Raw genomic sequence first — 17,493 nt, 5'->3', positions numbered from 1 at the left:
GCTCATCTGCGTACCATGCACACTACCTTCGGGCGCCGACAGTTTGTAGGCCTTAAGGTCCTCCGGACCGTCAGTCTTTGATCAGGCTTTACTCAAGATTTGCTCAAGCTTTGGCCGGGTGGTGCTTCTGCTGGGCCGCCAACAGGCCCTGGCTGATAAGCAACTCCACAGCGTCAGCTGACTCGTCGAGGAGGAAGGGCAGCTCTTTCTTCTCCGCGGTGGCGAAATCCCGAAGCACGTAGTCGGCCGTATCCATCCGTCCAGGAGGCCTTCCGACGCCCACTCGAACACGCAGATAGTCCTTTGTAGCCAGGGCCTTCGAAATGTCCCGGAGACCGTTGTGGCCTCCCTCGCCTCCGCCAATTTTTAACTTGACTGTGTTAAAAGGGATGTCAATCTCATCATGGACAGCAATCACATGGTCCGGGGCGATGTCGAAGAACTTGCACAGCCCCGCCACGGGACCTCCGGAAACGTTCATGTAAGTCATCGGTTTGGCCAGCACCACGCGGGGACCGCCGATGCCCAGGCGTCCCTCCACTACCTGTGCGCGGGCCTTGTGGACCTTGAACTTTCCACCCATGCGGGAAGCCAGTTCGTCCAGCACCATCTGGCCAACATTGTGCCGGTTGTTGCTGTACTCACTGCCGGGGTTGCCGAGGCCGACGATCAGCCAGGTGTCAGTCATGGGTCTCATCCTAGGGAACGTAGTTGGGAGGAGCGGAGATGCGGAGGGCTGGAGCAAAGGAAAGTGGCCGGGACCCAAAGGGACCCGGCCACTGAACGGCGTCAGCCTCAAGCGGTCAAAAGACTACTCGGCAGCTGCTTCCGTGGTCTCTTCTTCTTCGGTGCTTGCCTCTTCAGCAACGCGGACCACCAGGGTGTCACCTTCGGTGAGGAGGGTGGAACCCTTCGGCAGTTCGAGGTCCGAAGCGTGGATGTTCTCGCCGGCCTTGCGGCCTTCGATGTTGACCTCGACGGCGGTGGGCACGTGGGTTGCCTCGGCTTCGAGGGAAACCGTGGTGGCTTCGAGGCTGGCAACAGCACCCGGAGCAACTTCACCGGAGACGTGGATGGCGATGTCGACGGTAACCTTCTCGCCGGCCTTCACGGTCTGGAGGTCAACGTGCTCGATGATCTGCTTTACGGGATCGCGCTGGATGTCCTTCACGAGCGTCAGGTGCTGCTCGCCGTCGACGTCGATTGCGAGGAGGGCGTTGGAAACGCGCACGGCCAGCGTGGTGGCGCGGCCCGGCAGGTTGATGTGGATCGGCTCTGCGCCGTGGCCGTAGATGACAGCCGGGATCTGGCCGGCCATGCGTGCACGACGGGCGAAACCCTTGCCAAATTCGGTGCGCAGTTCTGCGGTGAGCTTCTGCTCAGACATGTGTACTCCTTGATTACTGTGGCGCCCGGAAGGATCCGGGCTGGTATTTCAGCAAGGGCGGAGGTCTGGAGACCTTCTACGCCCGGCTGAAGCCGGCCGCGGAGCAGCCGTTCTGCCTGTGTTGAAGGAGATGCAGACCCAGTCGATAACGGAGACCCGCAATCTGGTCCACGAACTGCGGACCGGATGTGCTCTCCCTCGCCAAGGTATCCCCAAGAGTTTAGCAGCGGAACGTCCGCTTTCTGAAAACGGGCATGAAAAAACGGGCCACCCACTCGCCCGGAGGCGGCGGATGGCCCGTTCAGTCAGCTGGCTTCAGGCCTAAGCTTTGCCGTCGAACAGGCTGGTGACCGAACCGTCGTCGAACACTTCACGGATGGCGCGTGCAATCAAGGGTGCGATCGACAGAACCGTGAGCGACGGGAATCGCTTCTCAGCCGGGATGGGCAGGGTGTTGGTGACCACAACTTCGCGGGCGCCGGAGTCGGCCAGCCGCTGCGCTGCGGGATCGGAGAAAACAGCGTGGGTGCAGGCGATGATGACATCCTTGGCGCCGGCATTCTTCAGCACCTGGACAGCGCCGGAGATGGTTCCACCAGTGTCGATCATGTCGTCGATCAGGACACAGGTGCGGCCCTCGACCTGGCCCACAACGGTCTTGGAGACAGCCTGGTTGGGCACCGTGAGGTCGCGGCTCTTGTGAACGAACGCGAGCGGGGCGCCGCCCAGGCGTTCGGCCCACTGCTCGGCAACGCGGACACGTCCGGTGTCGGGTGAAACAACAGTGATGTTGTCCGCTTCAACCTTGGTCCGGATGTAATCAGCCAGCAGCGGGATGGCCATCAAGTGGTCAACGGGGCCATCGAAGAAGCCCTGGATCTGCGAGGTGTGCAGGTCCACGGACATGATGCGGTCCGCGCCGGCCGTCTTGTACAGGTCCGCGACGAGGCGGGCCGAGATCGGCTCGCGGCCGCGGCCCTTCTTGTCCTGGCGGGAGTACGGGTAGAACGGCGAGACAACCGTGATCCTCTTGGCAGAGGCGCGCTTGAGGGAATCGATCATGATCAACTGCTCCATGAGCCAGTTGTTCAGCGGTGCCGGGTGCGCCTGGATGACGAAGGCATCGGTGCCTCGCACGCTCTCGGCCGAACGGACATAGATTTCACCGTTGGCGAAGTCGTAGGCGTCGATGGGCAGGAGCTCGGTCTCCAGCTCCTTCGCGATTTCCTGCGCCAGCTCCGGATGCGCCCTTCCGGCGGCGAGAATCAGTTTCTTCTCACCGTGTGCGGTAATTTCGCTCATGCCTGATTGCCTTCTTCTGTGGTTGCCGGGGATTGTGAGGGAATGGAGGAGGACTTCTCTTGCGCGGCCTCGGCCAGCTTTGCGGAGCCGCTGCCGGGACGGTTCGCGATGACCCAGCCTTCAGCGTTGCGCTGAGCGGCCAGGCTGACGGCCAGGGCGCCTGCCGGCACGTCCTTGCGGATGACTGCCCCGGCACCGCTGTAGGCGCCGTCACCAACGGTGACAGGGGCGACGAAGACGGTGTTGGAACCGGTGCGGACGCCCGAGCCGATCACCGTGCGGTGCTTCTTCTCGCCGTCGTAGTTTGCGGTGATGTTGCCGCAGCCGATGTTGGTGTCCTCACCGATTTCGGCGTCACCGGCGTAGCCCAGGTGGGAAAGCTTGGATCCGCGGCCGATGGTCACGTTCTTGGTTTCGTAGAACGCGCCGATCTTGCCGGTCTCGCCCAGCACGGTGCCCGGGCGGAGGTACGTGAAAGGTCCCACGCTTGCCCTGGCGCCGATCGTGGAACCGGAACCGTGCGTTCGGGTCACCTTGGCACCCTCTCCCACGTTCACGTCGGTGAGCGTCGTGTCAGGACCCACGACGGCGTCGCGCGCCACGGTGGTGGAACCGTGCAGTTGCGTGTTGGGCAGCAAACGGACGTCTTCGTCGAGGGTGACAGTGGAGTCGATCCACGTGGTAGCGGGATCCACCACGGTCACTCCGGCGCGCATCCAGGCTTCGATGATGCGGCGGTTGTGCTCGGCGCCGAGCGCCGAAAGCTGGATGCGGTCGTTGGCACCCTCCACCTGCCAACGGTCTTCGGTCACGACGGCGGCAACCCGGCCGCCGGCGTCGCGCGCCAAACCGAGGACATCGGTCAGGTACATCTCGCCTTGGGCGTTGTCAGTGGTCACCTTGGCCAAGGCGGTCCGGAGCACTGCAGCATCGAAGGCGTAGATGCCGGAGTTCACCTCGCGGATGCTGCGCTCAGCATCGCTGGCGTCCTTGTGTTCGCGGATGCCCGTAACGGTGCCGTCAGCGGCGCGAAGAATGCGGCCGTAACCGGTGGCGTCATCCAGGACTGCAGTGAGAACGGTGACGGCGTTGGCTTCGGACTCGTGAGTGGTGACCAGTTCGGCCAGGAGCTCGCCGGTCAGGAGGGGAACATCGCCGTAAGTGACCACCACGGTGCCCGTGAGTTCGCCTTCGGTATCCAGGGCGTTCAGCGCGACTTCCACTGCACGGCCTGTGCCGGGAACCTCGTCCTGGTCAACAATGAGGGCCTCGGGGTCCAGTGCAGAGACGTGCTCGGCTACCCGGTCCCGCTCGTGCCGGACAACCAGAGCGAGCTTCAAAGGGTTAATGGCCCGGGCTGCGAGGAGGGCGTGGCCAACCATTGACCGGCCGCCGATTACGTGGAGGATCTTGGGAGTGCGCGACTTCATGCGCGTTCCGGCGCCTGCGGCCAAGACGATCACCGCTGCGGGACCGTTGGTTTCGGGGCTCACGTACTGGCTCTCCTTGCTCGGTATGTCCCGGGTAACCCGGCTTCGGAATGCTGCCATCCAACAATGGACCCAGGCACCGTTAGAGCCGTCGCAGGTACAGAGAAGGAGCGCGTTTTCCGACCGTTCCGCCCATAGGATTCGAACCTATACTCCACGGCTCCAAAGGCCGGGGTGCTGCCGTTACACCAGAGCGGACCGTGCATGGTTCATCCTTCGGACCAGCGGCCCGTAAGGTCTCCCGGCTCACCGGGTTCCACACACAAGAAACTAGTTTGCCATGACCTTTGCATGCTTCGCGACTTGACCCCTCGGCAAACGCTTCGCGACGCACCATTGCACGGTGCGTTCACCCGCACCACCGGCCATCTGGGGCATGATGGTCACGTGAGCAAGCGCACTGATCTTTCCCGGCCTGTGGGCACCTCTGCCCCGCTCGACCAAGCGTCCGAAGGCCAGCCAGTGCGCGTCAGGATGACGGGCCAACAGCGCAAGTCGCAGTTGATCGGCATCGGCCGTGCGCTGTTTGCCAGCCGGGGCCTGGACGGCACCACCATCGAGGAAATTGCCGCTTCTGCCGGTGTTTCCAAGCCCGTGATCTATGAACATTTTGGCTCAAAGGAAGGGCTGTACCGGCAAGTCGTCGAGACCGAGTTCCGGATCCTCCTGGACTCCATCACCGAGGCCCTCAGCACCGAAGCCAAGCCCCGCGTGCTGGTTGAGCGGGCCGCTTTGGCTCTCCTCGGTTACATCGAGGACCGCACGGACGGCTTCCGGATCCTGATGCGCGACGCGCCGCCGTCGCAGCCCGAGGGAGCTTTCTCCACTCTGCTATCGCATGTCACCGCACGGGTGGAGCACCTGCTCTCCGACGAGTTCGCCCGCCGCGGCTTCAGCGCAGCCGATGGAGCAATGTACGCCCAGATGCTGGTGGGGATGGTAGCGATGACCGGCCAGTGGTGGCTCGACAGCCGCGAGCCCGATAAACGCGCCGTTGCAGCCCACTTGGTGAACCTTGCCTGGAACGGGTTGACGGGGCTCCAGAAGGAACCCGGACTGCGCTCCGAGGACTGACCCTCCCTCACATCCCTCAAGCTTCACCCCAACCCTCCCTCACATCCCTCAAGCTTCAACCCCACCCCTCCCTCACATCCCTCAAGCTTCACCCCAACCCTCCCTCACACCCCACGCCCTTCAACCACCCCTCCCTCACACCCCACGGGCTTGAACCCAACCCTCCCTCACACCCCACGGGCTTGAACCCAACCCTCCCTCACACCCCACGCCCTTCAACCCATCCCTCCTCACACCCCACGGGCTTGAACCTATCCCTCCGCGGCATGAGTAGGATGTGCGCATGACAGCACCCCAGCTTTATCTCAGCTTTCCCGGCACAGCACGCGAAGCTCTGGGTTTCTACGCAGGAGTGTTCGGTGGAGAACTTACTCTTCACTCCTATGAGGACTTTTCGCGCACCGACGGTCCCGCCGACGCCGTCGCCCACGGAGTCCTCACCGGCGTCGTTGCCCTATACGGAGCCGATGCAGCCGCGGACCAAATGCCTGTCCGGATCGAAGGCGCCATGCTCTCGCTGCTGGGCACGGCGGAGCCTCAGATCCTCCACGAGTGGTTCGACAAGCTCGCCGACGGCGGCCGCATCGTGGACCCCCTGGCCAAGAAACCGTGGGGAGCTTCGGATGGTCAAGTTATCGACCGTTATGGTTTGCACTGGCTGATTGGCTACGAACCCACGCCGTGATGTGAGCAAGCGCCACGCCCAAACCCTAGGAACGTGAGCAAGCGTCACGCTCAAACCCTAGGGATGTGAGGGAGCGTCGTGGCCAAGCGACGGCGGGACCCCGCGGACGCAACACACGACGGCGGACCCCGCCGCCCGCAGCCGACGAGATTGCCGCCGGACGCACCAAGGCGCGGACTACTCGCCCAGGATCTCAGCGGCCTCGAGCCACTCCAGTTCCAGGCCCTCTTTTTCGTCGAGCAACTCACGGAGCTTGGTGTTGAGTTCTCCCAGGGCGTCGAAGTCACCGGATTCGGACTTCGCCGCCATCTGGGCGTGGAGTTTCTCTTCCTGCTGCGCGATCTTGCCGAGCTGCCGGTCGATCCTGTTGAGGTCCTTGCGGGCTTCACGCTTCTCGGCTTCACTGGCACCGGACGGAGCGGCAGCGGACGAAGAAGACCCGCTGGCAGAAGTCGGCGCACCGGATCCCCCACCAACAGCGCCCGACGCCAGGGCGGCTTCACGCAGTTCGAGGTATTGGTCCACCCCACCGGGCAGACCACGGAGTTTGCCGTCACCCAGCAATGCCATCTGGTTGTCGGTGACGCGTTCCAGGAGGTAGCGGTCGTGGCTGACGACCACCAGGGTGCCCGGCCAGCCATCAAGAACATCTTCGACGGCGGCAAGGGTGTCGGTATCGAGGTCGTTGGTGGGTTCGTCGAGCATGAGGACGTTGGGCTCCCCTACCAGCAGGCGCAGGAGTTGGAGCCGCCGCCGTTCGCCACCGGAGAGGTCGCTCACGGGCGTCCACTGCTTCTCCTTCGTGAACCCCAACTGCTCGACCAACTGTCCGGCGGTAAACTCCTTGCCGCCAACACTGAATGACCGCTTTTCGCGTTCGATGACTTCGATCACACGCAAGTCCGACACGTCATCGAGCTCTTTGACGTCCTGGGTCAGCACTGCCGTCACTACGGTTTTGCCGCGTTTGACCTTGCCGGAAGTCGGCTGGATCTCGCCGTTGAGCAGTTTCAGGAGTGTGGACTTGCCGGCTCCGTTGACACCGACCAGGCCGAGCCGTTCGCCCGGCGCGAGCCGGAGAGTGATGTTGTCAAACAGTTTTTGACCGCTCTGGCCACCCTCGAAGTCCAGGGTGACGTTTTCAAGGTCCAGCACGTCCTTGCCCAAGCGGGCTGTTGCCATCTTGCTGAGCGCCACGGAGTCGCGGGGGTCCGGCACGTCGGCGATGAGGTCGTTGGCAGCTTCGATGCGGAACTTCGGTTTCGCCGTCCGGGCGGGCGCACCGCGGCGCAGCCAGGCAAGTTCCTTTTTGACGAGCTGCTGGCGTTTACCTTCGACGACGGCGGCCATGCGGTCGCGCTCGGCGCGCGCCAGAACGTAGGCGGCGTAACCGCCGTCGAACATGTCCACCATGGCGTCGTGGACTTCCCAGGTGTAGTTGCAGACTTCATCCAGGAACCAACGGTCGTGGGTTACCACCAGGAAGGCGCCCTGGTTGGTGCGCCACCGTGTCTTCAGGTGCCGGGCAAGCCAGGCGACCCCTTCGACGTCGAGGTGGTTGGTGGGTTCGTCCAGCATTATGACGTCATGGTCTTCAATGAGGAGCTTGGCCAGGGCCACACGGCGCTTCTGGCCACCGGAGAGGGCATGGACGTTGGCGTGCCAGTCGACGTCCCCCACCAGGCCGCCCATGACTTCGCGGATCTTGGCGTTGGCCGCCCATTCGTGATCTGCGCGGTCACCGACAATCGCAGCGCCTACCGTAAGGTCGCCGTCGAGCACGTCTCCCTGGTCCAGGTAGCCCACAGTGACGTCACCGCGCTTGGTGACGCGGCCGGAATCCGGGGTGGATCGCAGGGCCAGAAGCCGCATGAGCGTGGACTTGCCGTCGCCGTTGCGGCCCACCATGCCGATCCGGTCGCCATCCTCCAAACCGAGGGTGACGCCGTCAAGGACAGTGCGGGTCGCGAACGAAACGGTGAGGTTTTCGCCGCCAAGCAGGTGGGCCAATGGGTACTACTTTCTACTGCCGGGAATGCGGAGAGGTACTAAAGGAGGGTATCGGAGATGATCCGGGCTCCGGGAACGGGGCCGTGGACGGCCACCGCGGTGTGCCCGCGGTGGGTCAGCTCCTCGGCGAGGACGCTGGCGGAGACGGAGTCCCGGGCCAACAGGGCGATGGTAGGGCCGGAACCGGAGACCATGCCGGCGAGGGCGCCGCGTGCTTCGCCCAAGCCGATGGTGTCGCGCAGTTGCGGCGCAAGGGTGATCGAAGCCCGCTGGAGATCGTTGATGAGGACGCGGCTCAAGGTTTCGGGATCCCCGTTGCGCAGGGCCTGCAAAATGGTGGGATCCACGGCAACCGGCTCGGGAATGTCCGCACCTTCGGAGTCACGCAAGCCATCCAGGGTACGGAAGACGTCCGGGGTGGAGAGCCCGTAATCGGCGAAGACGAGCACCCAGTCCATTTGGGCCTTGGCCAGAGCCGGCGACAGTTTGTCGCCCACGCCGAGCCCGACGGCGGTGCCGCCAAGGAGCGAAAACGGCACGTCTGCGCCCAGTTCAGCCGCCAGATGCGCGAGTTCCTCGCGGGAAAGGCCGCTGTTCCACAGCGCATCGCAGGCCAGGAGCGTGGCCGCCGCGTCCGCGGAACCGCCGCCCATACCGCCGGCGACCGGGACCCGCTTGGTGATCTCAAGGTGCACACCCGTGGGCTTTTCGGAGACCTCGGCCATGATTGCTGCAGCCTTGTAGGCGAGGTTTCGTTCGTCCAGGGGAATGTCCACGCCGTCCAGGTCCAGCGTGCTGTCCGGACTGATGCTGACGGTGATTCCAGGGCCTTCGGTGCTGGTGGCCGCAACTTCTTCGTACAGGGATACGGCCAGGTAGACGCTCGCCACGGAGTGGTAGCCGTCTGGCCTGAGCGGACCAACGCTTAGGGAGACGTTGACCTTGCCGGGTGCCTTGACGCGGACTGTCCGGGCGTGGAAGCGGTCTCCCGCGAATGGGAGACCGCCCGGTCTGCTGGTTCCCGGATTCATGCGCCCACGGGGTGGCGGGCTTCGGCAATCCTGACATAGGCGGAGATATCCAGGACTTCGCCGCGTGCTGTGGGGTCGACGCCGGCCGCCACGAGGCAGCGTTCAGCCTCTGCGGCGCTTCCGGCCCAGCCCGCCAAGGCGGCGCGCAGGGTCTTCCTGCGCTGGGCGAAGGCAGCGTCGATGACGGCGAAGACCTGCTCGCGGGTGGCGTGCGTAACGGGAGGTTCGTGCCGGGTGAAGGCGACCAGTCCGGAGTGGATTTTCGGTGCGGGCCAAAAGACGTTCATCCCGATAACGCCGGCCTTGCGCATGTGCCCGTACCAGGCTGCCTTGACCGACGGAACGCCGTAGATCTTGGAGCCCGGGCTTGCAGCAAGGCGGTCGGCCACTTCGTCCTGCACCATGACCAGGCCATGTTGCAGGGTGGGGAAATGCTGGAGGAGGTGCAGGACTACGGGAACGGCCACGTTGTACGGGAGGTTGGCCACCAATGCCGTGGGGTTGACGGGCAGCTCCGTGACCTTCATGGCGTCGGAAAGGACCAGGTGGAAATTGTCCTGGGCCTCGGGGCGCCATTCCCGCACCGTCTCGGGCAGTTTTCCTGCCAGGACGGGGTCGATCTCCACGGCCACGACATTCTTGGCCGCATCGAGGAGTCCGAGCGTCAGGGAACCCAGTCCGGGTCCCACTTCCAGTACGGTCTCGTCGGCATCGATAGCGGCCGCTGTCACGATCCTGCGGATGGTGTTTCCATCGATCACAAAGTTCTGCCCCAGTGTTTTCGTGGGGCGTACACCGATTTCCTCGGCGAGCCGTCGGATGTCGGTTGCGCCCATCAAAGGCGCGACGGCGGCGGGTTCGGAATTCGGTTCAGTCACCTAGGTATCGTATCGCCTGTCCGGGGTCAGGCTGCGTGCGCGCAGCCCCAGTCGCTGAGGCCGTTCTTGGCGTACAGGCGGTTGGCGATCTCGATTTGCTGGGCCTTGGTGGCGAGGTTTGCGGTCGGAGCGTAGGCGCCACCACCGTTGGCAAGCCAGGTGGGGCCGGAGAACTGGAGTCCACCGTAGTAGCCGTTACCGGTGTTGATGGCCCAGTTTCCACCGGACTCGCACTGGGCGATCCTGTCCCACATGGCCTCGTTCGGGGCACCGGTGGGACCGCTTGATACAGGGGCTGCTGCAGCAGCAGCGGCTGCGGGTGCTGCCACGGGGCGGGCCTTGGTGCCTACGCTGATCTTTTCTGCGACCGGCGGGGTGGCCACGTTGCTGGAGACCAGGGTTCGCGACGCTTCGCGCCCATCCACGAGAACCAGCTTGAAGGTCTTGACCAGGGAACCGGCGACGCCTTCCTGGGTGACTTTTTCCTCACCCTTGAAGAGATCGGCGCTTTCGGTCTTGACGCTGTCGAACGGCACTTCTTCAGTGGCCTCGGCCGTCTTGCTGGTGTCCACGCGGGAAACCTTGATGACCATGTCCTGGATGACGGGGGCGTTGCCGGGCTGGGACAGGCGGTCGTTGGCGCCTACCGTGACACCGGCGTCCTTGAGGACGGTGGCAACGTCAGCAGCTGTGGTGGTGGTGCTGGTGCTCTTGCCGTCGGCAACCACGCTGATGGTCTTGGGGGTGGAAATGGAGACGAAGGAGCCCGTAACTTCCAGGGCAGCTTCCTTCGGCTGGGAAACCTGCGAGGAGCTGGCTACACCAAGTTCACTGACCAGTCCGGCGACGTCGGAGGCGGTGGTGTTGACCGTCTTGCGGGCGCCGTCCAGTTCAATGGAGACCGCCTTGGCCAGGTTGATGTTCACCACGGAGCCGTTATCGACACGCGCGTCCAAGGCCGGTGAAACGCGGTCTGCGTCCTTCAGCTCGACCTTGGCTGCCTTGACTACTTCGTCAACAGTGCCGCCAAAGGTCTGGATGGAGCTTACCTTTCCGTCAACGTTGAGGGTGACGGTCTTGTTGTTGCCGACGAAGGCGACCACACCGACCACCAGTGCTGCAACTACCAGCAACTGGGCACCTACTTTGAGGAAGCTGAACTTGCCATCCGTTGTGAAGAACTTGATCACGATTGCCCATAACTCTCAGACCATCCGGGCACGGGGAAAAGCACAGAAATAATGCCAGCCGCAAAACCGAGGGGCCAGGCAAAACTGCCTGGTCCCACTCTTGCTGCCGGCATCTGTGCCGCCAAAAAACATTCAACTGAACGGTCCGGAATCAACCGGACCAGTTGTCCGAAGGCCTTCCCCGACCCCGGCTACTTGTTTAACACAGTAACCGATCTGTTATAAACGGACCAAGACTTCTGCATACCGGGTATCCATCCCCGAACGCCCGCTGCGCGCAAATCACTACTGGTTCAGGCCCAGGAACCGTAGGCTTCCAAGGTATTTTCGGCCAAGCGCGAACAGAGTTCGGCCAAGTCACTTTCTGTCACCTCGGCCATGGACCGGACGGTGTACGGGACCATGTAGCTCGCGTTCGGACGGCCGCGGTGCGGGTGGGGCGTCAGGAAGGGCGAGTCGGTTTCAACCAATATCCGGCTTGGCTCGGCGATGGCCAGCGCCGATCGCAGGTTTCCGGCATTCTTGAAGGTCATGGTGCCGGCGAAGGACATGTACCAACCGTTGTCATTGCAGATCCGTGCGAGTCCCTCGTCCCCCGAGAAGCAATGGAACACCACGCGTTCCGGTGCTCCTTCTTCCCGCAGTACCTGCACCACGTCGTCGTGCGCGTCGCGGTCATGGATCTGCAAGGTCAGTCCCAGTCGCTTGGCGATGTCGATGTGGCGACGGAAGGAATAGCGCTGGTGGGCCAGCCCCTCACCGTGGGTGCGGAAAAAGTCCAAACCGGTCTCGCCGATGGCCCGGACACGGGGATGTGCTGCCAGTTCCTCAATTTCCGCGAGCGCGGCGTCCAATTCACCGCGGCCCGCATAAACGGGAGCATCGTTGGGGTGGATTGCCACTGCCCCCAGCAGCCGCGGATCAGCGTCCACGGCCTGCACAGTGAAGCGCGAAGACTCAAGGTCGCAGCCAACCTGCACAGCTCCCTGCACGCCAACTGCCTCTGCGGAGTCCATGGCATCCCGGACCGATACCTCGATCAATCCGTGCCGGAAGTCCAGATGTGTGTGGTTGTCCATCACCGGTACGGGCAGGGGTTCGGGCGCGGGCGGGTATTCCCGGCGGGCGTCCGGCTTTTCGTCAGCGCCCGGTGACGCGCGGTAAGGGGCAGGAGCAAGGGAATTGCACATGCTCCCACCTTAATCGGACTGCGGTCCTCCTGCAGTCCGGATAAATTCCAGTTGGCACATAAATTCCGGGAGCACTATGTCAGGGACGGCCAAAGTCTGGGTAGTCTGGAACGGACAGGCGGCCAGCACCGGCGGTGCCGCGGCGAAGGCTGAAGGGCATTCCATGGAGTCAAAGCGACAAGCCACCGTTGAATCCTCGCCTCTTCAGGGCGAGGATTACAGTTCGCTGCCCCGTGATGGCGCAGGACTGAACGGGCACAGGCCGCAGGTCCTGGACCAGGACAGGTTCCATGATGCCAGCGAGCGCATCCTTGGATCCATTAACAAAGTCATCGACGGCAAGGCCGATGCCGCCAAGCTCGCGCTCACTGTCCTGCTCGCCCAAGGCCATCTGCTGCTGGAGGACGTACCCGGCGTCGGAAAGACCCTGCTGGCGAAGACGCTGGCCCGCACCGTGGACTGCACCGTCTCCCGTATCCAGTTCACCCCGGACCTGTTGCCCTCGGATGTGACCGGCGTTTCCATCTACAACCAGTCGTCACGGCAGTTCGAGTTCCGTCCCGGAGCGGTGTTCGCGAACATCGTGATCGGCGACGAAATCAACCGGGCATCGGCCAAAACCCAGTCTGCTCTGCTGGAATGCATGGAAGAGCACCAAGTCACTGTGGACGGCCATTCGTACCAGCTGGGTTTGCCGTTCATGGTGGTGGCAACCCAGAATCCGATCGAGATGGAGGGCACCTATCCGTTGCCCGAGGCCCAGCGCGACAGGTTCATGGCCAGAATCTCGATGGGGTATCCGGACAAGGACGCAGAAATCGAGATGCTGGAAACGCACCAGGCCACTTCTCCGCTGGCCAAAGTGACCCCGGTGGTCACGGCCAGCGACGTCGCGGCAATGATCGCCACAGTCCAACAGGTCCATGTCTCCACTGCGATCAAGGAATATACGGTGGCAATCGGCAGGGCCACCCGGGACAGTGCCCGCCTTCGCCTGGGTGCCAGTCCGCGGTCCCTGTTGCAGCTGCTGCGCGCGGCGAAGGCCACAGCCGCTCTGGATGGCCGGGATTTCGTCCTTCCGGATGACGTGGTGGATGTCGCTGAATCAGTGCTCGCCCACCGGATCATCCTGGACCGCAAGGCGGCCAGTTCCGGTGATACGCCGCAGAGCGTCCTTCGTGGAATCCTGGGGTCGCTGCCGGTGGCCCAGGACCCGCCCGGTGCGTGGCGCAGGGACCGCCACGCCGTTTAGGAGGTACCCGCAATGGCACTCATGGACCGGCTTCCCAAACACCTGTTCACTTCCCGGGGCTGGGGTCTGCTGGCCGCGGGCGCAATCTCCCTTGGGGCCGCCTACGTGATGGGCCGGCGCGATCTTCTGACCCTTTCGGTACTTCTGCTCCTGCTCCCCCTGGTTGCCCTTGCCGGAGTACGGGTCCTCAAGCCCAAGTTCCAGGTGTACAGGGAGTTCAATCCGTCCACGGTGGAAACATCCAGCACCACCACAGTCCGCCTGGCTGTAGCGCGGACGTCCTATTCCACGGGGCATGTGATCATGGAGGAACAATTGCCGCCCCGTTTCGGCCAGCCGCCTGCCTTCCGTTTCCCCGCCCGCTCCGCTTCGGGAGGCACAAGCCGCTACGAGTACCACCTCCGATCCGGTAAGCGCGGACAGTTCCGGATCGGTCCGGTCACCGCAGAGTTCAGCGATCCCTTCGGCCTTTCCTTGCGGCGGCACTCAATCGACGACGGCGACCTCCTCACCGTGACGCCGGCCGCCGTCGAGCTTCCGGTCACCGGCCTCGCCGGGGCCCGCGGGAACGACGGCGTGACGGCGACGCGGATCCGCGCCAACCCCAGCGACGACGACATCATGACCCGCGAATACCGGCACGGCGACCCCATGCGCCGCGTCCATTGGGCTGCCACGGCACGTCACGGCCAGCTCATGGTCCGCCAGGAGGAATCCGTGACCACCCCGGAGGCCACCATTGTCCTGGATCAGCGCTTCTCGGCCTTCGCTGCCGGCGCTGGTTCCGTTTTTGGCGGCCATGACGAAGACTCCGACCTGGTGACTGGCCCGGATTTTGAATGGATGGTGACCGCTGCCGTATCGATCGCGGCGCATCTGTCGGAGCGGAACTATTCGCTGCGGATTCTGGATGTGTTCGGCGCACCGGCATTCCTCCGTTCCCGCTCGGCACCGGATCCCGACGCGGAGGAATTCTCCGGTGTTGGCGGCCTCCAAGCCATCGCGGAAGGGTTGGCGGCCATCGAGCTCAGCGGTCCCCGGCACGCCAGGGCGGAGCATCACCGGCCGGAGAACGGTTCCGGTCGCCCGAGGCCCCGGCCTGCACGCACCGAACATCCGGCACCAGGGCAACGCGACGTCAGGACGGGCCAGGCACCGGCCGACGCTGCAGATTCAGTCTTCGACGACAGGCTTATGGACAAGCTGGCGGCACACCGTTTGCGGGGACCGCTTCTGGCGTTGTTGGGTGCGCTGACACCCGCGGAAGCCAGGGCGCTGGCCCCTGCGGCCGCCTATGGCGCCAACGCCTTCGCCCTGGTGGTCAGCGATTCTTCGCGAAGCAGCGAGGATGCCCTGGAGATCCTGCGCCAGGCGGGCTGGCGGGTTGCCGCCGTGACCTCGAAGACCCAGTTGGCGTCTGCCTGGTCCTCCTTCGATGAAGGTGGAATAGTCGCCGCCGCAGGGGCTGCCATGGATGTCAGGCGTGGAGCGGCGGTGCCCCGATGACGACTACTTCCCACCGGAACTCCCCGGCCTCAAACCCGGCGAACGGAACGCCCGGCCAGAAGCAGCCAACACCACCGTCCCGCCCAAGGACTGCGGGTCCGGGACCCTACCCATGGGTCATGGCCGCTGCGATTTCCGTAGCCGTCCTGGGCGCCGCTTTGTCGCTGAACGGTGTCCTCAGGGGCTGGGCCTGGTTCCTGCCGCTGATCACCACTGTCCTGGTGGTTTCCCTGACCCTGGCCGTCCTTCGAGCCCTCCGCGCCCAGCCCTTGCTGGCCACGCTTGGATCCTTTGTCTCCCTGGCAGCCGTGCTCACCTTCACTTTCTGCCGCCAGGACAGCCTGGCCGGCTTCATCCCCACTACCAGTACCTTTACCGCCGTCGGGCGCCTGATCAAACGAGCGGCCGAGACGGTGGTCTCGGAGAGCGCGCCGGTGGCACCGAACGCCGGGATCGTATTTGTCATGTGTGCGTGCCTGGGGCTCCTGGTGATCCTCATTGACGCTTTGGCGGTTCCTTTGTCCATGCCTGCTGCCAGTGGCATCGGGATCCTGGCGGTGATGGTGGTCCCGGCGACCATCAAACCCCAGAGCGTGGGCGTTGCCGGTTTCCTGGGTGCCGCCGTGGGATACCTGCTGATTCTCGGGTGCAGCCACTGGTTCGCCCCCGATGCCCGCCTGCAGTCCGGGGCGGGGCGGGGCGCCGGGCAGTTCCGGCGGTCGTTGGTGACCGGCGGCCTGGCGCTGGCCTTGACCATGGTGGTGCCCCTGGCGATTCCGGGATTCGAAACGGGAACGTTTCCTGAGGGTTCGCGGCTGAGTCCCTGGGGTGCTTCCAACGGACTAAACCCGATGATCACCTTGGGCAACAGCCTTCGGAGCCCCACCGGATCAGGCCGGATCACTTACTCAACCAGCTCCAGCGCACCGCTTTACCTGCGCTCGGTCACCATTGACCACTTCGATGGCGAAACCTGGGCGCCGGATGACCGCACGGCGCAGCGCCGGGCAGGTGCGGACAGGATCGAAACGGGCTATGCAGTCCAGGGTGAAATCGTTAATGCCGTTACTTCCGTCAGCGCCGGCCAGTTCACCAGCCCCTACCTCCCCGCGCCGTTCGCCCCTGCCTCCGTCAACGGCCTCAACGGTCGATGGACCTGGGACCCTGACACCCTGAGCATCATGAGTACGGAAACCACCACGCGGGCACAGCGCTACGTGGTTTTCTCGGCCGCACCCAAAGTCACGGCAGCGGCCCTGGCCCAAGCTACTGCGCCACCCCGCTCCATCTCCGATGATTTCCTCCGGGTTCCCGGCAACCTGCCGGACATCGTGCGGCAAACCGCAGACTCCGTTACGGCGCCTGCGGGCAACAACAATTACGCCAAGGCGTTGGCCATCCAGAAGTACCTGAGGTCGGGCGCGTTCACCTATTCACTGCAAGCACCCGTCCAGAACGGCTACGACGGCAACGGCCTCTCTGTCCTGGCCGATTTCCTCACGGTCAAGAGCGGCTATTGCGTCCACTTCTCGTCAGCTATGGCCGTCATGGCGCGCGCCGAAGGCATCCCGAGCCGCATCGCGGTTGGCTACGCTCCCGGCCGCCTCACGGGAGAATCGGTTGCCCTGGTGGGACAGGGTTCGTTCCCTGAATATGAGGTGGACGCCAGGGACGCCCACGCTTGGCCTGAACTCTACTTTGAAGGTCTTGGCTGGGTCCCGTTCGAGCCCACACCCTCGCGCGGCGTGGTACCCGACTATGCAACGGAAAGCTCCGTTGCCGGCAACCTCAGCACCAACACTGACGAGAAAGAAACCCTCACCACTCCCGCCCCGGTGGCTACCGCTCCCGTCCCTATCCCGGAGGTGGGCACACCCGCAGCAGGGTCCCCCGGCGTCAATCCCTTCCCTGCGATCGCAGCCGCGACGGCAGGGGTGTTATTGCTGCTTGCTTTCTTGTGCTCGCCGAGGCTCAGCAGGATTGCCCTTCGACGACGCCGGTTGAGCATCAAACCCAGGGCTGACTCGGACATTCTGCCGCCCGGATTCAAGGATCCCGCCCCGGAACTGGCATGGGCTGAACTGCAGGATCTTGCCAGCGACTACGGGGTTCCTTCGACCTCCAGCGAGACGCCCCGGCACTTCTCCAGCAAATTGCGTTCCAGCGCCGCTTTGGGCGAGTCGGGAGGGCTCGACGACGCCGCGCACCAGGCCGTTGCGTCCCTCACCTCGGACTTTGAACGGCAACGCTACGGCCGCCTTACGGTGGCGGCCCCGGCGGCCGCGCCCCGCATCGCCGTCGTGCGTGAGTCGTTGCGGAACAATGCACGCTGGATGGTCCGGTTCCGCGCGGAGTGGCTCCCGCCGTCGATGATGCGGCGCTGGGCCCGGGCACTCGGTGCGCCGTTCCGGGCCGTGGCTGCGCTGGGCAAGGCTGTGGCTTGGGCAGCCGTCCGCGGCTGGCGGTCCCTGCGCGGGGTCCTCCCCCAGCGGCGCTGA

The 17,493-nt window shown here is 64.2% G+C and carries 14 protein-coding genes and 1 tRNA gene; 5 read left to right on the top strand and 10 right to left on the bottom strand.

Annotated features, from left to right (window positions below; genetic code table 11):
- Window positions 1-103: 103 nt before the first annotated feature.
- The 5 genes from pth to ACNAOU_RS06830 form a co-directional block, all read right to left on the bottom strand.
- Window positions 104-688: an aminoacyl-tRNA hydrolase gene (pth, locus tag ACNAOU_RS06850; RefSeq protein ID WP_018777344.1), complete on the bottom strand. Its 585-nt coding sequence runs from the start codon at window positions 686-688 to the stop codon at window positions 104-106.
- 123 nt (window positions 689-811) lie between these two features.
- Window positions 812-1,387, bottom strand: a complete 576-nt coding sequence (locus ACNAOU_RS06845; RefSeq protein ID WP_018777343.1) for a 50S ribosomal protein L25/general stress protein Ctc — start codon at window positions 1,385-1,387, stop codon at window positions 812-814.
- A 321-nt stretch (window positions 1,388-1,708) separates the two neighbouring features.
- Window positions 1,709-2,689, bottom strand: a complete 981-nt coding sequence (locus ACNAOU_RS06840) for a ribose-phosphate diphosphokinase (RefSeq protein WP_011774071.1) — start codon at window positions 2,687-2,689, stop codon at window positions 1,709-1,711.
- Window positions 2,686-4,182, bottom strand: a complete 1,497-nt coding sequence (gene glmU, locus ACNAOU_RS06835) for a bifunctional UDP-N-acetylglucosamine diphosphorylase/glucosamine-1-phosphate N-acetyltransferase GlmU (RefSeq protein ID WP_422758328.1) — start codon at window positions 4,180-4,182, stop codon at window positions 2,686-2,688. Before glmU ends, ACNAOU_RS06840 begins: the two co-directional genes overlap by 4 nt.
- A gap of 123 nt (window positions 4,183-4,305) precedes the next feature.
- Window positions 4,306-4,377, bottom strand: a tRNA-Gln gene (locus ACNAOU_RS06830).
- A gap of 276 nt (window positions 4,378-4,653) precedes the next feature.
- Between ACNAOU_RS06830 and ACNAOU_RS06825 the strand changes: the two genes are divergently transcribed.
- Entirely contained in the window at window positions 4,654-5,253 is a 600-nt protein-coding gene (locus tag ACNAOU_RS06825; protein ID WP_026267111.1) for a TetR/AcrR family transcriptional regulator, read from the top strand.
- Window positions 5,254-5,536: 283 nt separating this feature from the next.
- Window positions 5,537-5,938 carry a VOC family protein gene (locus tag ACNAOU_RS06820; protein ID WP_422758327.1) on the top strand — a complete coding sequence of 134 codons (402 nt, stop codon included), beginning with the start codon at window positions 5,537-5,539 and terminating at the stop codon, window positions 5,936-5,938.
- A gap of 177 nt (window positions 5,939-6,115) precedes the next feature.
- Here the strand turns inward: ACNAOU_RS06820 and ACNAOU_RS06815 are convergent, their stop codons facing one another.
- The 5 genes from ACNAOU_RS06815 to ACNAOU_RS06795 all read right to left on the bottom strand — a co-directional run bounded on the left by ACNAOU_RS06815 (window position 6,116) and on the right by ACNAOU_RS06795 (window position 12,237).
- Window positions 6,116-7,948, bottom strand: a complete 1,833-nt coding sequence (locus tag ACNAOU_RS06815; RefSeq protein ID WP_055974919.1) for an ABC-F family ATP-binding cassette domain-containing protein — start codon at window positions 7,946-7,948, stop codon at window positions 6,116-6,118.
- A 38-nt stretch (window positions 7,949-7,986) separates the two neighbouring features.
- Window positions 7,987-8,979 (bottom strand): 4-(cytidine 5'-diphospho)-2-C-methyl-D-erythritol kinase, encoded by a 993-nt coding sequence (locus ACNAOU_RS06810; protein WP_018777338.1) that lies wholly within the window; start codon window positions 8,977-8,979, stop codon window positions 7,987-7,989.
- A complete protein-coding gene (rsmA, locus tag ACNAOU_RS06805) occupies window positions 8,976-9,857 on the bottom strand; it encodes a 16S rRNA (adenine(1518)-N(6)/adenine(1519)-N(6))-dimethyltransferase RsmA (RefSeq protein WP_193589609.1) in 882 nt (293 codons plus the stop codon). Before rsmA ends, ACNAOU_RS06810 begins: the two co-directional genes overlap by 4 nt.
- 26 nt (window positions 9,858-9,883) lie before the next feature.
- Window positions 9,884-11,047 carry a resuscitation-promoting factor gene (locus ACNAOU_RS06800; protein WP_039240342.1) on the bottom strand — a complete coding sequence of 388 codons (1,164 nt, stop codon included), beginning with the start codon at window positions 11,045-11,047 and terminating at the stop codon, window positions 9,884-9,886.
- Between the two features lie 293 nt (window positions 11,048-11,340).
- Entirely contained in the window at window positions 11,341-12,237 is an 897-nt protein-coding gene (locus ACNAOU_RS06795; protein WP_055974914.1) for a TatD family hydrolase, read from the bottom strand.
- 163 nt (window positions 12,238-12,400) lie between these two features.
- Here ACNAOU_RS06795 and ACNAOU_RS06790 point away from each other — a divergent pair, with 163 nt between their 5' ends.
- The 3 genes from ACNAOU_RS06790 to ACNAOU_RS06780 are packed head-to-tail and all read left to right on the top strand — an operon-like array spanning window position 12,401 to window position 17,493.
- Window positions 12,401-13,489: an AAA family ATPase gene (locus ACNAOU_RS06790; protein ID WP_039240530.1), complete on the top strand. Its 1,089-nt coding sequence runs from the start codon at window positions 12,401-12,403 to the stop codon at window positions 13,487-13,489.
- A gap of 12 nt (window positions 13,490-13,501) precedes the next feature.
- On the top strand, window positions 13,502-14,995 hold the full coding sequence (locus ACNAOU_RS06785; RefSeq protein WP_210077372.1) for a DUF58 domain-containing protein: 1,494 nt from the start codon (window positions 13,502-13,504) through the stop codon (window positions 14,993-14,995).
- Window positions 14,992-17,493 (top strand): transglutaminaseTgpA domain-containing protein, encoded by a 2,502-nt coding sequence (locus tag ACNAOU_RS06780; protein ID WP_422758326.1) that lies wholly within the window; start codon window positions 14,992-14,994, stop codon window positions 17,491-17,493. Before ACNAOU_RS06785 ends, ACNAOU_RS06780 begins: the two co-directional genes overlap by 4 nt.

Origin of the sequence: Paenarthrobacter sp. C1 (assembly GCF_049315185.1) — a bacterium.
GTDB classification, from domain to species: Bacteria; Actinomycetota; Actinomycetes; order Actinomycetales; family Micrococcaceae; genus Arthrobacter; species Arthrobacter nicotinovorans.
This window is presented reverse-complemented; position numbering and strand designations above follow the sequence as displayed.